Origin of the sequence: Thioclava sp. ES.031 (genome assembly GCF_002563775.1) — a bacterium.
Lineage (GTDB): Bacteria > Pseudomonadota > Alphaproteobacteria > Rhodobacterales > Rhodobacteraceae > Thioclava.
The window spans coordinates 1304831-1322075 of record NZ_PDJO01000001.1 but is presented as its reverse complement, the minus strand read 5'-3'; the positions used below and the strand labels follow the sequence as shown (position 1 = coordinate 1322075).

16 protein-coding genes and 1 tRNA gene are annotated in these 17245 nt (G+C 63.3%); 8 read left to right on the top strand and 9 right to left on the bottom strand.

Annotated features, from left to right (window positions below):
• Nucleotides 1-346: 346 nt before the first annotated feature.
• From AXZ77_RS06435 to AXZ77_RS06425, 3 genes are all read right to left on the bottom strand, one after another.
• Nucleotides 347-682, bottom strand: coding sequence for a hypothetical protein (locus AXZ77_RS06435; RefSeq protein ID WP_098410503.1), 336 nt, complete (start codon nucleotides 680-682; stop codon nucleotides 347-349).
• 107 nt (nucleotides 683-789) lie between these two features.
• Entirely contained in the window at nucleotides 790-1230 is a 441-nt protein-coding gene (locus tag AXZ77_RS06430; protein WP_098410502.1) for a hypothetical protein, read from the bottom strand.
• Between the two features lie 108 nt (nucleotides 1231-1338).
• Nucleotides 1339-1827, bottom strand: coding sequence for a hypothetical protein (locus AXZ77_RS06425; protein ID WP_098410501.1), 489 nt, complete (start codon nucleotides 1825-1827; stop codon nucleotides 1339-1341).
• A 655-nt stretch (nucleotides 1828-2482) separates the two neighbouring features.
• Between AXZ77_RS06425 and AXZ77_RS06420 the strand changes: the two genes are divergently transcribed.
• From AXZ77_RS06420 to AXZ77_RS06390, 7 genes are all read left to right on the top strand, one after another.
• On the top strand, nucleotides 2483-3886 hold the full coding sequence (locus tag AXZ77_RS06420) for a sensor histidine kinase (protein WP_098410500.1): 1404 nt from the start codon (nucleotides 2483-2485) through the stop codon (nucleotides 3884-3886).
• Between the two features lie 286 nt (nucleotides 3887-4172).
• Entirely contained in the window at nucleotides 4173-4598 is a 426-nt protein-coding gene (locus tag AXZ77_RS06415; protein WP_098410087.1) for a transposase, read from the top strand.
• Complete coding sequence (tnpB, locus tag AXZ77_RS06410) at nucleotides 4595-4945, top strand: IS66 family insertion sequence element accessory protein TnpB (protein ID WP_098410086.1); 351 nt, start codon at nucleotides 4595-4597, stop codon at nucleotides 4943-4945. Before AXZ77_RS06415 ends, tnpB begins: the two co-directional genes overlap by 4 nt.
• A 60-nt stretch (nucleotides 4946-5005) precedes the next feature.
• Nucleotides 5006-6631: an IS66 family transposase gene (locus AXZ77_RS06405; RefSeq protein WP_098410085.1), complete on the top strand. Its 1626-nt coding sequence runs from the start codon at nucleotides 5006-5008 to the stop codon at nucleotides 6629-6631.
• Entirely contained in the window at nucleotides 6628-7230 is a 603-nt protein-coding gene (locus AXZ77_RS06400; RefSeq protein ID WP_098410084.1) for a plasmid pRiA4b ORF-3 family protein, read from the top strand. The genes AXZ77_RS06405 and AXZ77_RS06400 overlap by 4 nt, the downstream gene beginning before the upstream one ends.
• A 316-nt stretch (nucleotides 7231-7546) precedes the next feature.
• A complete protein-coding gene (locus tag AXZ77_RS06395; protein ID WP_098410499.1) occupies nucleotides 7547-8836 on the top strand; it encodes a plasmid recombination protein in 1290 nt (429 codons plus the stop codon).
• Nucleotides 8823-9338 (top strand): hypothetical protein, encoded by a 516-nt coding sequence (locus AXZ77_RS06390; RefSeq protein ID WP_141536236.1) that lies wholly within the window; start codon nucleotides 8823-8825, stop codon nucleotides 9336-9338. Before AXZ77_RS06395 ends, AXZ77_RS06390 begins: the two co-directional genes overlap by 14 nt.
• Before the next feature lie 211 nt (nucleotides 9339-9549).
• Here the strand turns inward: AXZ77_RS06390 and AXZ77_RS06385 are convergent, their stop codons facing one another.
• On the bottom strand, nucleotides 9550-9756 hold the full coding sequence (locus AXZ77_RS06385) for a cold-shock protein (RefSeq protein ID WP_098410497.1): 207 nt from the start codon (nucleotides 9754-9756) through the stop codon (nucleotides 9550-9552).
• Nucleotides 9757-10256: 500 nt separating this feature from the next.
• Here AXZ77_RS06385 and AXZ77_RS06380 point away from each other — a divergent pair, with 500 nt between their 5' ends.
• On the top strand, nucleotides 10257-11561 hold the full coding sequence (locus tag AXZ77_RS06380) for a DUF3422 family protein (protein ID WP_098410496.1): 1305 nt from the start codon (nucleotides 10257-10259) through the stop codon (nucleotides 11559-11561).
• On the opposite strand, the gene ybaK is transcribed toward AXZ77_RS06380, so the two are convergent.
• The 5 genes from ybaK to AXZ77_RS06355 form a co-directional block, all read right to left on the bottom strand.
• Complete coding sequence (gene ybaK, locus AXZ77_RS06375; protein WP_098410495.1) at nucleotides 11555-12034, bottom strand: Cys-tRNA(Pro) deacylase; 480 nt, start codon at nucleotides 12032-12034, stop codon at nucleotides 11555-11557. The two genes, AXZ77_RS06380 and ybaK, sit on opposite strands and share 7 nt — an antisense overlap.
• Before the next feature lie 8 nt (nucleotides 12035-12042).
• Complete coding sequence (locus AXZ77_RS06370; RefSeq protein WP_098410494.1) at nucleotides 12043-12870, bottom strand: aldo/keto reductase; 828 nt, start codon at nucleotides 12868-12870, stop codon at nucleotides 12043-12045.
• A gap of 131 nt (nucleotides 12871-13001) precedes the next feature.
• Nucleotides 13002-14546: a choline-sulfatase gene (gene betC, locus AXZ77_RS06365; RefSeq protein WP_098410493.1), complete on the bottom strand. Its 1545-nt coding sequence runs from the start codon at nucleotides 14544-14546 to the stop codon at nucleotides 13002-13004.
• An 81-nt stretch (nucleotides 14547-14627) separates the two neighbouring features.
• Nucleotides 14628-16787: a Hint domain-containing protein gene (locus AXZ77_RS06360; protein ID WP_098410492.1), complete on the bottom strand. Its 2160-nt coding sequence runs from the start codon at nucleotides 16785-16787 to the stop codon at nucleotides 14628-14630.
• A 273-nt stretch (nucleotides 16788-17060) separates the two neighbouring features.
• Nucleotides 17061-17137: transfer RNA gene (locus AXZ77_RS06355), tRNA-Ile, on the bottom strand.
• Nucleotides 17138-17245: the final 108 nt, after the last annotated feature.

Below are 17245 nucleotides of genomic sequence, written 5' to 3'. Positions count from 1 at the left end.
TTACAATCCTTGAGATAACAATGGCCAAGGAAAATCAAGAGGCTACCGCGCCACGACGCTTCGCTGCATCTGGCCTACCTATCCGCTTCACGCAGTTTTCGACCATCCGCTCCACAAGCAATGAGCCACGGCTTTGAGCCGTTAGCATCAAATTCGTCGGTGAAGAGCCAATCAAGCTTCAGACACCGCAACGCTATGCGTCCCGAACGCCGCGTCGCTTGGGTTGGAGGGAGTGTGGGCGCGCCGGTTCCGGTTGAGTTTGGAGCATATGCGGAAAGGATTTGTTGGCGCGCCCAGGCGGATTACCACCGCCATCTCTTCGACGCAGTTCGGCGTCGTATTTCACTCATGCGGCTCGACGGATCGCGGTCCTCTGTTCGACGCCGAGATCCACAGCGAGGCGGTACGACGCGTTGATTGCGTCCCGAAGTCGACGCATGGCACTGTCGAACTCACGCGCAATCGTCTCATCCGGTTCGATCCTGGCGAGGTGGCGCAGTATCTCCGCGCCCGCCTCCCGGAAGTCCTCGCCGACTACGTCGCCTTCGGTCACAAGTCGCTCGCAAGAATCGCGATCGCACTCTGCGCCCCGAAGAGCGTCAGCCGGCAGCGCATCGAGAGCGTCGATTGCCTCGTGCGCCATGGTTTTCACAGTGCCGATCCGGTTCGGTTGTTGAAACATCGGATATCCTCTCGAAGCTGAACTGCGGGCGCTGCGGCCCTCATCGAGGGGCCGCAGCGGTGACGATTCAGCCGATCCCATCAGGATCATTCTGAACGATCGCGCGATCATGCATCGCAGCGCATCTCGCCAAGCGCATCGAGCGCTTTTTGCGCCCAGAATGCCTGCCCCTCGAGCTGCGTGCGGATCCCTCTCAGATCAGTCGCGACGGCTCGCATCGCGAGATGCGGCGGGGCCTCTTCGACGGAGAAACGCGGTCCGAGGCGCATGTAGCCGTCTTCGAGGTAGGCCCATTCGAGAGCGTCATCGAGCGCGATAAGAGCTCGCGTGATCAGCTTTCGGGTGCGGCCGTTGGCTTCGGTCAGGCGGCCGAATAGCGAGATGTCTTCGAAGCCAGTGAAAAGCATCCAGTCTTCGAGTAGCGGCGCGTTCTCGAGATCTTTCGGAGACGGCATGGCAGTCGCACCGTGAACGACGTTTGCGAGCACATTGCGCTCTTTGCGGAGTTCTTCGGCGGTGAGTTCGGAGGGATGTTTATCGTGGGTCATGGGTAATCTTTCGAAGAAATTGGGTTCAGAAGACGAAGCAGAGCTGCAAGATCCGTCCGCCTCGGTGAGAAGGCGGACGGACGCTGCAGCCCTGATCGGCGGCGCGGTTTACGGTTGGATGAGAGGTTTCGGGCGGTAGATTGCGACCCGCGGCCTTAGCCGCGACCGAACCTCGCGCCGCGCGGTTGCGAGTAGCTTCTCGACTGCCTCGAATTGTTCGCGCTGCGCCGGGCCGAGGCGCCCGATACGAGCATTGCGCTCGAACAGATCGGACCCGGTCGCGATGAAGAGCCGATGCGATGCGCGGAACATGGTGGGACGATAGAGCCCACAGGCAGCCGCCTGGTCGTCATCGGCGATGACGATGTCATCTTCGCGCAGCAACCGGCCCTCCGGGCTGACACCCGGCGCGACGATGTTCATCGGTGCATCACCGATCAGACCGCGCGAGAGCAGCAAGCAAGGACGCGTGCCGGGCGGGATGTCGAACTCGCCATCACGTTTGCGGTCGGAGCCATAAGGGAAGCGCATGAGGAAGATATCGCCCGGTTTGAGCTGGCCGCCGGGAAGCAGCCGAAGGTATCGATCGTGGAGCATGAGTGCCTCGTGTCGTTGATAAGAAGAACGACGCGTGAAACCTCACCAACGAACCCCGATACGCGGCCTCGGGGCTTGGCTTGATTGCGTGCGTCAAAGACGCAGCACGCAAGCAAGACATGCGCCGAGGCCTGCCCTCCCGCGACCCATTGATCGCTCGCCTGCGGGCAGAACGTGCGGATGCAGGGGAGAGCGTCGAGAGGGGTGACATCCCTCTCGACCCGCCGGAGGCGCCGGGGGAGTTCGGAGAGGGTGGCGAGCGCCTCTTCGATCCGTCGGAAGGACGCCGAGAGGGTCCGGGGAGATTGGCGAAGGTCTCCCCGGTCTGCCGGACGGGCGCCTTAGGGTGCAGGGAAAGTGGCGAACGATCCCTGCCCTGGGGGTTTGGGGGATGTGGAGCTTCCCCCATGCGCCGCGCAGCGGCGCCGGGTCTGGGGATGCGCCCCAGCGAACGAACGGGACGCGCTATCGGCCGAAGGACGATTGCGCGGCCCGTCTAGTGAGTAGAGGGCCCTGCGCACCGGTTGCGTGAAGTCGTTTGGAAAAGGGCTTTTATTTGAATCGGAATACCACGGTGGCCCTGCCTTCTTCTTGTTTCGCCCCGTAACTCCCTTATACATTCCGAACTCACCAAGCATCAGTCGCGGAGGTTTGCATGCCCTGGAAGGAATTCGAAAAGCACGCCGAGGCCAATTCGCCGCACATTTATCGCACGGTGATCGAGGGTGCTCCGGCAATGCTTTGGCTTGGCGATGCAGAGGGCAAATGCGTTTTCCTGAACAAGATGCAGCGCGAGTTCTGGGGCGTCGCCCTGGAGGACATTCCCGATTTCGACTGGACGAGTTCACTGCATCCCGATGAGGTCGCCCAATTGGCCGAGCCGTTTCGTGCGGCCATAGAGAACCAAACCGAGATGCAGGTCGAGGCCCGATACCGCCGGTCCGATGGCGTGTACCGGATACTCAGAACCGTCGCGCAGCCCCGCTTCTCCGACGACGGCGAGTTCCTCGGCATGGTCGGTGTGAATACCGATGTCACCGAGCAGAGGGAGAGCGAGGAACAACTGAGGCGGACGATGGAGTCGCTCTCCCTCGCTACGAATGCCTCCGAGCTGGGATGGGGTACGTGGGACACGGGTGCCGACATTGCCGAGTGGGACGCGCGGGGCCGCGAGATCTTGGGACTGCCACCTCACGAGACAACGGTCGAGGCTTGGCGGCAGCGCATCCACCCGGAGGACCGAGGTGCGGTGCGCAGCGAACTTGAAACCTGTGTCGAGAGCGACCGCGCCTTTGACGTCGTCTACCGTGTTCTTCACCCGGACGGGAAGGTGATCCGCGTGCACGGCACTGGCATCTTGCATAAGACGCCAGAGGGCGTGAGAGGCACTGGGCTGGTTCGCGATGTGACCGAACAGGCGAGGGAAGAAGAGTTCCAGAAACTGGCCATCCGAGAACTCAACCACCGGATCAAGAACTTGCTTGCCCTCGTAAATTCTCTGGTATCGCAAACCAGCGCTACCGGGGACGCAATCGCCTACAAGGCCACCCTCCAAGGACGGCTGCGAGCACTGGCGGCGACGGTCGGGATTTCCGCTTATGGACCTTCGAAGAGTGCCGACCTGCGAGAACTCGTCGAGGCGGTGTTGAGGCCCTATTCCCTCGACAGCCAGGACAGCCTCCGGATTTCAGGCCCTGCTTCCCGCGTGCCAGAGCGCTATGCACGGATCGTCGGACTGGCCTTGCACGAGTTGACCACAAACGCGGTCAAGTATGGAGCACTCTCATGTGCTGAAGGCCATGTCGACCTTAGCTGGACCCGCGCAAGCGAGAACGGCTCTGTCCGTCTCCAGATAGTCTGGTCGGAGATGGGCGGTCCGGCCGTGGAGGCCCCGTCGAGAAAAGGTTTCGGCTCCCGTCTGTTGCAGGACCTGGTTGCGATGGAAGCCGGTGCTCAGTCTGAGCTGAGCTTCATCTCGACGGGCGTCCGGTACAGCCTCGAGCTACCCATAGAGAGTCCGATTTCCGCGCCGGCGCGCGAGCAGGTCGCAGACCAGTAAGAACCTTAGATTTCCAGACCCGTTCGTAAGGATGACGAGTTCATTTATCCGGACAAGTTCGGCGCAACCGCGCCGGAAACACGGTCGGCGACGGAAAGTCGCGAACCAATACCCGTGGAAACGCATTCAGGAGCTCATTCCAGCGCCGAAATTTTGGTTCGGGTTCTGCATGGGGAACCGTGGTGCAGAACGCCGCCCTTCGCAGGCATGACGGAAGCGCTTGTGGCGTAAGGCTCCGGGGAGGACCGTCTTTCGGACTTGAGGCTGGCGGCGTAGGTCCGGAGCTATGTCCGACCATAGATACAGACCCGAAATTGAGATCCTTTCTGTCACCGATACCGGGCGCCGTCGGCGTTGGACGGATGAAGAGAAGGTGCGCATCGTTGAAGAAAGCTTTGGCGGTAGAGGGCGTGTCGCCGAGACAGCCCGGCGTCATGATATTGGCCGCACCCTGCTGGTGCGCTGGCGTCGCCAATACCGCGAAGGCAGGCTGACGAGCGGCGATGCACGACCGCAGTTCACACCGTTGGCCATCGCCGCTCCTGAAGAAGCGGAGGATCAAGGCGGACCGTTTGCACCGGTTCCGACGCCAGAGACAGCCGAGGTCCTGATGGCAGATATTACCCTCGCGAATGGCCGTCGCCTGTCTGTGGCGGCCACGATTGACCCGATGGTGCTGGCGCGCCTCGTGCAAGCCCTGGATCCGTCATGATCGCGTTCCCGGCGGGGGTGCGCGTCTGGATCGCGGGCGGAGTGACTGACATGCGGCGCGGTATGAACACCTTGGCGTTGACGGTGCAGCAGGGTCTGGGGCGCGATCCCCATGCCGGCGAGATCTTCTGCTTTCGCGGGCGCAAGGGCGAGCTGGTCAAGCTTCTCTGGCACGACGGGGTGGGCATGTCGCTCTATACGAAGCGGCTGGAGGCGGGGAAGTTCATCTGGCCGACCAGTGGAAGCGGCGAGGCGGTGCAGATCTCCGCGGCCCAGCTCGGTTATCTTCTGGAGGGGATCGACTGGCGCAATCCACGCTGGACCCAACGCCCTGCAAAGGCGGGATAAATTGGCCTCATCGACCTTATTTGCATGGGCTTTCCGATGCCGGCATGGTAGGTCTTGGCCATGTCGAACAACGCTTCCGAGATTGCCAGATTGCGCGCCGCGCTCGCGGCCTCCGAGGCCCGTGCCGAGGCCGCCGAGAGCGAGCTGGCGCAGACCCGGGCGGTGGTCTCGACCTCCGAGGCGATGATCAAGCATCTCCGGCTCGAGATCGCCAAGCTCCGACGCGAGCAATACGGCCACAGCTCGGAACGCCGCGCCCGACTGATCGACCAGATGGAATTGCAGCTCGAGGAACTCGAAGCCGCGGCCACCGAAGACGAGATTGCCGCCGAGAAGCTGGCGAAGACCACGATCGTCGCGGGGCTCAAACGTCGCCGCCCGGCGCGCAAGCCTTTCCCGGAGCATCTGCCGCGCGAGCGCGTGGTGATCGCGGCGCCCACGGCCTGTTCCTGCTGCGGCTCGGATCGCATCGTGAAGATGGGGGAAGACGTCACCGAGACGTTGGAGGTGATCCCGCGGCAGTGGAAGGTGATCCAGACCGTCCGCGAGAAGTTCACCTGCCGGACCTGCGAGAAGATCAGCCAACCGCCGGCGCCCTTCCACGCCACGCCGCGCGGATGGGCTGGCCCGAACCTGCTGGCGACGATCCTCTTTGAGAAGTTTGGACAGCATCAGCCGCTCAATCGCCAGGCCGAACGCTATGCCCGGGAAGGCGTCGATCTCAGCCTGTCGACCCTCGCCGACCAGGTTGGCGCCTGCGCCGCCGCGCTGGAGCCGATCCATGCGTTGATCGGTGCCCATGTTCTGGATGGCGACCGCTTGCATGGCGACGATACGACAGTGCCGCTGTTGGCGAAGGGCGGGACAAAAACCGCCCGGCTCTGGACCTATGTCAGGGATGACCGACCCTTCGGCGGCGGGGCTCCACCTGCCGCGCTGTTCCAGTTCTCCCGCGACCGAGGAATGACCAACCCGAACCGGCATCTCGCCGGATGGCAGGGTATCCTGCAAGCCGATGCCTATGGGGGCTACAACGACCTCTACCGCGCCGACCGTGACCCGGGGCCGGTCGAGTCTGCGCTATGCTGGAGCCACGCCCGGCGCAAGTTCTTCGAGCTCGCCGACATCAAGGGGAACGCCCGGAAGGGCAAGCCGGCCCATGATATCTCCCCCGTCGCGCTGGAGGCCGTGGCCCGTATCGACGCGATCTTCGACATCGAGCGCGGAATCAACGGGCTGACGGCTGCAAAACGGCAGGCGGCCAGGCACCAGCTGTCCCGGCCTCTGGTCGAGGAGCTTCATGACTGGCTGCGTGCCGAGCGCGACCGGCTGTCGAAGCACAACCCGGTCGCCAAGGCGATCGACTACATGTTCAAGGCGGAGCGCTGGCCAGCCTTTACCGGGTTCCTCGAGGACGGCAGGATCTGCCTGACGAACAATGCCGCGGAGCGGGCGCTGCGCGGCATCGCCCTTGGCCGCAAGTCCTGGCTCTTCGCTGGCTCCGAGCGCGGCGGGGACCGCGCCGCCTTCATGTATTCCCTGATCGTTACCGCCAAGATGAACGATGTCGACCCTCAGGCCTGGCTCGCCGATGTCCTCGTCCGGTTGCCTGGCACGACCGCCTCCCGGGTGCCGGATCTGTTGCCCTGGAACTGGGCCCGGGCTGAGCAAAGGATAGCCGCATGACCCTGATCGCCCGCCTCCGGATCATCCTGAACGACGTCGACCCGCAGCCGATGCGCCATATCGAGGTGCCGCTGAAGATCAGGCTCGACCGGCTGCATGCGGTCATACAGGCTGCCATGGGCTGGACAGATACCCACCTCTACGAGTTCCGCGCCGGTGATGCCGGTTGGGGCGTGCCCGACCCGGACGGGTTCTACGACGGCCCCATGGACGCGAAGAAGACGACGTTGGAAAAGGTGCTCGAGGACACCGGCGCCAGGACGATCCAGTATATCTATGACTTCGGCGATGACTGGGACCACAGCATCCGTATCGAGCGGGTCTACGAGGCCATCCCCGGCATGATCTACCCACGGCTTCTCAAGGCGACCGGTGCCTGTCCACCCGAGGACGTCGGCGGTGCCTGGGGCTACGAGGAGTTCCTCGAAGCCCTCGCCGATCCCGATCACGAGCAACACGAGGACATGCTCCACTGGTCCGGTGGGGACTTCGACGCCGAAGATGCCGGGATCGACAGCATCCTTGAACGCTTCAACCGGCTTGCCAAGAAATGGGCCCCGCGGGCTCGCAAACCCAAAGCCCCCAAGGGCACGACCTGAGAATTGCTCCCATGTGCGGTCCACGCCGGATGGTTACCTTGTGGCGGCGCATACGTCCCCTGGATAGGCATAGTAATGTCCGGGAATATGCGCTGGAGCCAGAGAACGCCTGCTCAGTCCATCACAGCAGCTCTTGGCGCAATTCGCGGCGAACGTTGGCTACCCGCCCTTTGTGACCGAGCCTCTCGTAGTCGCCTAGCCGTCCCCGACACACTCCTAGCACGCACCTCCCGGGCAGATACCGGGGGAAATTCACAGCGATTTTTGCGCCAGATGACATGAACCCACCTCGATCTCACAAACACGGAGATCGACCATGTCATCAGCAACGAAAACCCACTACCCAATCGTCATGCGCATGCAAGGCATGCACCCCCGCAATCTTGCCGGTTACGAGAAGCACCGGATGCGCAGCGGGGGTGATCACGGCCATTGCGAACAAAGTCCCAAGAGCCCGAACAGGCGGTTACTCGGCTCGGAAACCTGGGCGCAGGATGCGTGGGACGAGATTCAAGACATGCGCCACGCGAACCATCTCCTCGAACTGGAGAAGTTGCGCCGCCGGCGTCGGAAGACGGAGCTTAAGAATGCGCTTTTCCGCGGGCCGCGCGATCCCTGGCGCGCAACCCGGCATGGTCCGCTGCGCGAGATCATTCTGACTGTAAACAAAGAGTGGTTCGACAAAGATCTCACCGAGTTTTTCGGGGAGAGCGGCCCGACGCGAGAAATGCAATTCGAGACGCGAGCCAAGCAGTGGCTCTTGAACAACTTCGGCGATGACTGCGTTCATGCACGCGCTGATCTCGACGAAACAGCATATCATATCCACGCCGTGATCGTTCCTCGTGCCGTAACCAAGGATGGTCGGCGCATGCTGCAGCCGGCGGTCCATCCGCTGATCCGTAGCTATGAGAAAGCGCAAGATAGCGTCGGCGCATGGTTCGCAGAGATCGGGCTCCAGCGCGGCGAGCGTCGCAAGCAAGCCCTGAGGGAGGCTCTCAAGCACAACAGGAAAGTCCGCGAAGCGCGCGCGAAAGGGGTGACCGATTCTGGAACCGAGATCGCGTTGCCGAAGCATCGCGAACACGTCAGCCCACGGAAATGGCGCGAGAGCCAGGAGATTGAACTCGCCACTCGCGACAAGGCGGTGAAGCTGTCCGAGAAAACCCTCGCTGCCGAAAAATCGGCGCTCGCAGATCAAGAGCGTACCGTCACGCAGCGGCAGCGAGAGGCTCAGTCCGTGCTCGAAGTCGCGGCTGCGGTGGCCGATGGCCACGTGGATATCGTGTCCGATTTGAACGAGACGGCGTCACAGGTCGCTCAAGCCGATACGCCATCGCCGGTGCGGGCGCTTTTCGGACGCGCTTTGGAGGTTCTCCGACAACGAGCACGCAAAGAAGCACGCGCCGAACTCGATGATGAGTTCACCCAGATCAAGACGGCGGACGCAGCGCTTCTCGAGATCGCGAAAACGCTGCCCGACAAAGCCCGGCAGCGTCTCGCTCAAGCGCGCAGATCGCTTTCGTTGCCGCTGAATGCGCTTCGGCGCCGTTCGACGCGCGACCGGTTCGACAACACCGATCGGGGCCCGGATGAGAAAACATGAAAAAGTTCGCGAATTCGATTTCCGCGCTCAGCGCGATGAACCCACCTCATCATCAGCGTCCGAGAAGCCCCGCGACAGGCGTGGGGCAGACGCCGCCAGAAAAGGATTAGACTACATGGTACAGAAACACCGGCATCCCGTCATCGACTGGAACCGCATGACCGACCGCCAACGGCAAATGAAAGCCCGCGCGGAAAACCTCACGGCGCAGATCGCTCTTGATCAACACCGCGAAAATGACCGCGCGAACAAAGCGCTCTTCGCAAGCGTCGAGAGCGTCTTGGCCCAGCTGGCGGGTACCCCCAAGGCAGTCGAGTTCTTCCGCATGTTCAGCGAAGCCGCCACGCTCGCCAACGCCAAGCGGATCGCAAATCATCCCGACTGCCCGGATGTCGTGCGCGACGAGATCGCGCAGCGGATCGAGAAGGCTGGCGCCACCCGTGGCCACGAAGGCGCCGCAAGCGTTGCGCCCGGGAAATCGGGCAACGCCAGCGGAGACTGACGGGGCTTAAATCATCCAACACGAACAGGAAGTGGGCGCGGTGTACTCCGCAAGCCCTTTACCAGATGTGTTGTAGAAACAACGTAGCCACACTGTGCGGCAGCCTTTCGGAAGCAAAATGCCCTCGCAGATTTCTGCGAGGGCATTGTCAATTTCGGCTCAACGAAAAAGGGCGCCCGAAGGCGCCCCGTTCCAAATCCGGATTGACCGTTCAGGCAAGCTGAAGGTTCGCCGCCGATTCCCGCCCGTCGCGACCGGATTCGACGTCATAGGTCACTTTCTGGTCGTCGCTCACCGAGGTGAGGCCTGCGCGCTCGACGGCAGAAATGTGCAAAAAGACGTCCTTACCGCCCGAATCGGGCGCAATGAAACCGAAGCCTTTGGTGGTGTTGAACCATTTCACGGTGCCGTTGGCCATCGTGAGATCTCCTTTAGTTTTCAACCTGTTCGCGGAAGTGCAACAGCGTGGCGCAGTCGGCCAGGATCGAGTTCGCTGAAGTCCGGTAGGGAAAGCAGAAGACCGATAGAGGTAACGTAGCTCAATCTCTCTGACAGATCGCAGGCAGTCTGTCTATCGCAAATCGTCCCTTGAAGCATGATCCGAGGACAATGCGCGAGCAGCCACGCATCTGGTAAGGGGCTTATGTACTCCGCGCCCTTTCTCTTTGTCAGTGGCAGCGTCTTGGCGACGCAGGGACAAGGCCTGCAGGCGCAAGTTAACCCACCCCCACCCCAATTGCGAACAGCGGAGCCACTCAGCAGACAACTATCGGTCGGGCTAGGCCCCCTGCCCCGTCGCGGTCCGCGCGGCGCTGTGGCAGATTTGCCCGGTATTCCGATGCATGCCGTCAAACGCTTGATCAGCGGGGAATTTCGCCGCAGCTAGAGGGTAACACCCGCGTGAGCGAGACCTATGAGATGACCGCCGATCCAAAGCCCCACCTGCCCGACCATCCCCAGCGCTATGCGCTCGTGAACGAATTGCACGCCCGCCCCTATCCGAAACTCGGCGTGCCGGGACATGCGGTCTATGTCGCCTTCAAGGAGCCGCGCGATGCCGCCAATCGCGACCGCAGCAAGGATCACGATCACCTCGTCGATCTTCTGACGCGTCATGGCGCGGCGCAGCCGAAGGCGGGGATTACCCATTACGGCGGCAAGATCGGACGCCACGAGGTGAAGTGGGAAAGCCATACCGAGTTCACCACCTATCTCGCCTTCGGCAAGGGCGTGTCGTCGCGCGCTTTCGACCCGGCGGAGACCGAGATCTACCCCGACAGCTGGATCGATGCGGCGCCCGGCGGGCGGATCGCGGCGGTGCAGATCCGCATCGAGGAACTGCCCGAGAACCCCGACGACATCTCGCCGCTGCTGGAGCAATGGTTCGTCACCGAGAGCCTCGTCTGCACCTGGGTGCTTGACGGGGCGGCGGTGGTCGCGGGCGATTTCCGGATCGACCCGAACGGGCAGATGCGCTTTGCCGTCTTCGCGCGGCCCGGCACCGGGCCGGGGCGGATCGGGCGCACGGTGCAGCGGCTTTGCGAGCTGGAAACCTATCGCGCGATGTCGATGCTGGGGCTTGCGCGGGCGCGCGACCTGTCGAAACGGCTCAATGCGCTCGATCCCCGGCTGACCGAGATCGTCGACGGGATGGGCAATGACGCCAATTCCGCCGAAGAGACGCTGCACGACCTGCTGGAAATCTCGGCCGAGCTGGAAAGCCTCGCGGTGCAGCACTCCTTCCGCTTCTCCGCGACCGGCGCCTATGAGGCGATCGTGCGCGAGCGGGTGGAGGCGTTGCGCGAAAGCCGTTTCGAGGGACGTCAGAAGCTGAGCGAATTCATCGCGCGGCGCTACGATCCGGCGGTGCGCACGGTGAACTCGGCCGAGACGCGGCTGCGCCAGATGGTGACGCGGGCGGCGCGCGCGGGCGAGCTCTTGCGCACGCGGGTCGATGTGGAGCGCTCGGCGCAGAACCAGAAAGTGCTGGAAAGCATGGATCGCCGCTCGGACCTGCAATTGCGTTTGCAGCACACGGTCGAGGGGCTGTCGGTGGTCGCGATCAGCTATTACGCGATCTCGGTCGCGGGCTATCTCGCCTATCCGCTCTCGAAGAAGATCGGGCTGAGCAAAGAGCTGATGATGGCGGGGCTGACGCCGATCGTGATCCTCGCGGTCTGGCTGATGATCCGGCGCATCCGCAAGGGGATGGGCGGTCACTGATCGGCGATGAGGGGCTTTGCCTCGGCCCGCGCGGCTGAGAGCGCCTCTTCGGGGCGAATTTCGATCATCAGCCCGCGCTTGCCGCCGTTCAGGATGATTGTGCCATAGCCAAGCGCGCTCTGCTCAAACGCGACTGGGCTTGCGCGTTTCTGCCCGAAGGGGCTGATGCCGCCGGTGTGGAACCCGGTCAGCTTCTCGGCCTTGGCGGGCTCCATCATCTTCGCGGATTTGCCCCCGAAGGCCGCGGCCACCTTTTTCATCGACAGCGTCGCATCGGACGGGATCACCGCGCAGGCAGGCTTGCCATCCACCTCGACCATCAGGGTCTTGAGGACCCGCGAAGGCTCCACTCCGAGCGCCTCAGCCGCATGGAGGCCGATCTTCTCCTGACCGGCCTCATAGGCATATTCGTGCAGATCGAAGGCGAGCTTGGCGCGGGTCAGCGCCTGCGTCGCCGGGGTGGCATGGCCCATCGGCCCTCTCAGAAATCGGCGGTGGCGGGGTCCGGCCCGATCCGGCCTTCCGCGCTGTCGATATCCTTGATCTGCGCCATCTCTCCCTCGGTCAACTCGAAATCGAACACGTCGATATTCTCGCGCATCCGCTCGTGATTGGCGGATTTCGGGATCGTCACGCAGCCCAGCTGGATCTGCCAGCTAAGCGTGACCTGCGCCGCCGACTTGCCGTAGCGCGCCGCGATCTCTGTGAGGATCGGGTTCGAGAGCGCCTCGCCCTGCCCCAGCGGCGACCAGCATTCGGTGGTGATGCCGAGCTTCTCATGCACCTCGCGCTGCGCGGCCTGCTGGAAACGCGGATGCAGCTCGATCTGGTTGATCGCGGGCGCCTCGCCGGTCTCTTCGATCAGCCGCTCGAGATGGTCGGGCAGGAAGTTCGACACGCCGATCGCGCGGATGCGGCCTGCGTCGCGCAGCTCGATCAGCGCTTTCCACGCCTCGACATATTTGTCCTTCGCGGGCATCGGCCAGTGGATCAGGTAGAGGTCGAGATAGTCGAAGCCCAGCTTGCCCATCGTCTCGTCGAAGGCGCGCTTGGTCTCGTCATAGCCCTGCCGGTCGTTCCAGAGCTTCGAGGTCACGAAGATGTCTTCGCGCGCCACGCCGCTTTGCGCGATGCCGCGACCCACGCCCGCCTCGTTGCCGTAAGCGGCGGCGGTGTCGATATGACGATAGCCCGCGTCGAGGGCGTTTTCGATGATGGCGGGCGCATCGGCATCGTCCATTTTCCAGACGCCGAGGCCGAGCTGCGGAATCTTGATGCCGTCATTGAGGGTGAGGGTCGGAACGCTCATGGTCGATCTCCTGTCTGCCTGTTGGGTTGGACAACAGCTTAGGGCGGCGCGGCGTTCCGGAAAGGCGCTCACGGGGTAGTGAAAGGCGCCAGAGATCGGCCCGGGGCTGGCACGCTCCGGGCCACGCGCCCTTACTCCCCGCGCGGGAAACGTTTGTTTTCTTCCAGCACGTTAAGGTCCATGTGATTGCGCATATAGGCCTCGGAGGCTTTCTTGAGCGGCTGGTAATCCCACGGGTATTGGCCGCCCTGGCTGAGCGCCTCGTAGACGACCCAGCGCCGCGCCTGACTGGCCCGGACGTCCTCGTCGAAACGATCCAGATCCCAGCGCGCGGCGGCTTCGGCCTTCAGCGCGGCATAGGCCTCGGCATGGGCGGGATCATCTGCGAGGTTGGTCAACTCATGCGGGTCGGCCTCGACGTCGAAGAGCTGATCGGGATCGAGATTGCACAGGTTCAGCTTGTAGCGCCCTTTGCGCAGGCTCACGAGCGGCGCGTAAGACGCCTCGGCGGCATATTCCATCGCGACCGCCTCTTTGCGGGGCTCGCGCTTGGCCTGCGGCAGCAGGGTCTGCCCGTCGATCCACGGGGCGATCTCGTCCATCGAGATGCCTGCCAGATCACACAGCGTCGGCGTGACGTCGATCGTCGAGACCGGATCGGAGACCAGCCCTGGCTCCAGCCCCGGCGCCGAGATCATCAGCGGCACGCGCGCCGAGCCCTCGTAGAAGCTCATCTTGAACCACAGCCCCCGCGCGCCCAGCATGTCGCCGTGATCGGAGACGAAGAGGATCGTCGCCTCCTGCCGGGTGTCTTCGAGCACCTGCAGCAGCTCGCCGATCTTGTCGTCGAGATAGGACAGGTTCGCGAAATAGGCGCGGCGCGAGCGGCGGATATCCTCGGTCGTGATGGTGAACTCGCGCCAGTCATTGGCGTCGAAAATCCGCTTCGAGTGATTGTCCTGCTCTTCGTAGGGGATGGTGCCGACCTCGGGCTCGAGATGGTCGCAATCCTCGTAGAGATCCCAGTATTTCTTGCGCGCGACGTAGGGGTCGTGCGGATGGGTAAAGCTGACGGTGAGCATCCACGGGCGCGCATCGTTGCCCCGCGCCAGATCGTAGAGCTTCATCTTCGCCTCATGGGCGACGTTGTCGTCATATTCCATCTGGTTGGAAATCTCGGCCACGCCCGCGCCCGTCACCGAGCCCATGTTGTGATACCACCAGTCGATCCGCTCGCCGGGCTTGCGATAATCGGGGGTCCAGCCGAAATCGGCGGGATAGATATCGGTGGTCAGGCGGTTTTCGAAGCCGTGCAGCTGATCGGGGCCCACGAAATGCATCTTGCCCGAGAGGCAGGTCTGGTAGCCCGCGCGGCGCAGGTGGTGAGCATAGGTCGGAATGTCGGAACGGAACTCGGCCGCGTTGTCATAGACGCCGTTGCGCGAGGGAAGCTGGCCCGACATGAAGGCCGCCCGCCCCGGCGCACACAAAGGCGAGCCGGTATAGGCGTTCTCGAACCGCACCGAGCGTTCGGCCAGCTTGCGCAGGTTGGGCGTGTGCAGCCACTCCGCCGGACCGTCGGGAAAGAGCGTCCCATTGAGCTGATCGACCATCAGGATCAGGATATTCGGGCGCGGCTTGCTGTCGTCCTTGGCGGCGGTTTCGAGGTCAGGCATTGCGGCGCGCTCCTATTATTGATCCACGGGTCAATAACCCCTCTAGCGATCCGGAGCGGGGGAACGCAAGGGCGCGCAGGGTCAGGCCGCCGCGATGATCCGGGCCTCATGGCGTTTCAGGCTGGGCCGCGCGGCGAGGTAGCTCTCGACTTCGCCGTCCAGTTCCGGAAAGAGCGCGAGCAATTCGGCCCGCTGCGCCTGATCCATCTCGTTCATCGTCGCCTGCCCCGGCTGGAAGCTCTCGGTCCAGAGCCCGTCGGAGAAAACGATCTCGTGATTGTCGAACATAACGTGGATATAGGTGACCGCCTCGGCCTCCTCGTCGATCTCGATCCCCGGCAGTCCGACGAGGTGGCGCGCTGCGGCCAGCACCTCCGGCTCGCCCGCGATCAGCTGCGCACGCGGACCGGTCAGCAGGATGCGGTGCTGCGGCGAAACGCGCATCTCGCGCTCGGGCTGGTTCGCGCCCAGCACACCCGGTGCGATCTTGATCGACCGGAATTCCGGCTTGGCCAGCAGTTCCGCAGCGCTGAGCGCGCGAGTGCCGATCCAGCGGATGGGCTGGAAGCCGCTGTCGCGGGTCAGGATGCGGTCGCCGACCTGCAGGCATTCGACGGCGCGCTCGCCCTTATGCGTCGCGATAAGCGTGCCCGGCGTGAAGCAGGGAATGACCTTTTCGATATTCGAGAAGTTGACCGTGCCGACGACCGCGCCGTTGCCATCATAGAAATCGATCGTGCCGTTTTCCGGGTTCGCCGCGTCGCGATGCACGGCGACGTTGTCCCAGCCCCAGTCGCTGAGGTCGATGATGTCGAAATCGTCGCCCGTCTCCGAGCCGTCGATCGTGTCGCCGGGAACGAGGTCGATGAACCTGTCGGCATCCGCGCCGCCGACGAGAGTGTCGCCGCCGCCACCCGAGAGCGTATCATTGCCCGCACCGCCGTCGAGCTGATCACTGCCGGCGCCGCCTTGCAGGACGTCGTTCCCGTCGCCACCGAACAGTGTGTCGTTGCCGGTGCCGCCAACGAGGCTGTCATTGCCTGCGTCGCCGTAAAGCGAGTCATTGCCCGACCCACCGAGCACGGTATCATTGCCGGTGCCGCCGTAGAGGATGTCATCCGCGCCCGCGCCGTCGATATAATCGTCGCCGCCATTGCCGTAGAAGACGTTGGTGTAGCCATCCGTCGGGTCCGAGGAGGCGCCATCGAAGCCGATCAGCGTGTCGTTGCCCGCCGAGCCGTAGATCCCGTCGACGCCGCTGAGCATGTCGCCCGTCGCATCGCCGCCCGTAGCCGTGCCCGCGCCGAGGTTGATGTCGACCGGGCTCGCGGAGTCCGAATAGTCGACATAGTCCATGCCGGTGCCGCCCGAGAGGATATCGCCGCCCGCGCCGCCATGCAGCGTGTCGTTGCCCGTGCCGCCGTCGAGCGTATCGGTCCCCGCCCCGCCATCGAGCGAGTCGTTGCCCGCGCCGCCGATCAGCGAGTCGTTGCCCGACCCGCCGTCGATCGAATCGTCGCCCGTGCCGCCATCGACCGTGTCATTGCCGAGCCCTGCCAGCACGGTATCGTTGCCGCCATAGGCGCGGATGTAGTCGTCATTGCCGCTACTGCCCGCAAGGCCCGCATCGTTATTGTCCACGCGGTCGGAGCCATTCGCGATCGGCTCGACGTAGTTCACATCGATGCGGTCCGCCCCGTCGGTGCCGTCGACATAGCCGTCGTCGAAGCCGGTGACGTAGCGATCCTGCGCGAGGTTGGTGTTTTCGAAGGCCGCCGCGGAGCCGAAGCTCATCGATTCGATCGGCTTGGCCTCATAGGCCGCCGTCGTCGCATCGTTCGACAGTTCGGGCGCGAGGAACACCTCGCCCGTGGTGGTCTGCACGACGACCGATTGCACATTCGCCGTCGTGCCGTCGGTGTAGGTGATGGTCGTGTTATAGACAACCAGGCCGTCATAGGTGAAATCGCGCACGCCCTGACCGTCGCCGATATCGGTGCGGATCGTGTCGTTGGAGATGTTGTTGTTGGTGTCGAGCACACCGGACGCGCCACCATTGTCGATCAGCGTAGCTTGGGTGATGCGGCTGAACAGCGGATCGGTGGAGGACCCGGCGGTGGCATTTCGGAGAAGGTCGTAATTCTCCATGCTCGAATTCCCCTCTTGGGGATCGAGGTAGCGGGTCGTGCCGTTTCTGTCAGTTGGGACGCCGAGATATATCCAGTTGAACGTCGTGGCCATGTCGCCGCTGCTTCACCTTATTGCCGCAAAGCGGTTTCCGCTGAGAAACCGCTTCGATTGTCTCAAAGTCGTCTGTGCGAGAATGCCGGGGCCGTCCGGGCGGCTGCTCGTTTTTTATCGTTACAGAGACGTTAACAGGCCCTCATTTGGCGCGGGTTCGTGATCGCGGCGCGGCGCAAATTGGGCGAAATGGGGGCTTTCCGGGCGGAGCGACACGCATAGGGAGAGTCGCTCCGACAGAGCCGAGAAGATGCGGAAATTTCGGCGGAAAACTGGTAGGCCCGGCAGGACTTGAACCCGCAACCAAGGCGTTATGAGCGCCCTGCTCTAACCAATTGAGCTACAGGCCCACCATTGGGTATTCCTCTAGTCAGGCCGCACGCGCGCGTCAAGAAAGCGCGCACAGCCTGCCCCTTCGACGTTGCGGGGCGCGTGCGGTTACGCTAGGGCTTCGGCCA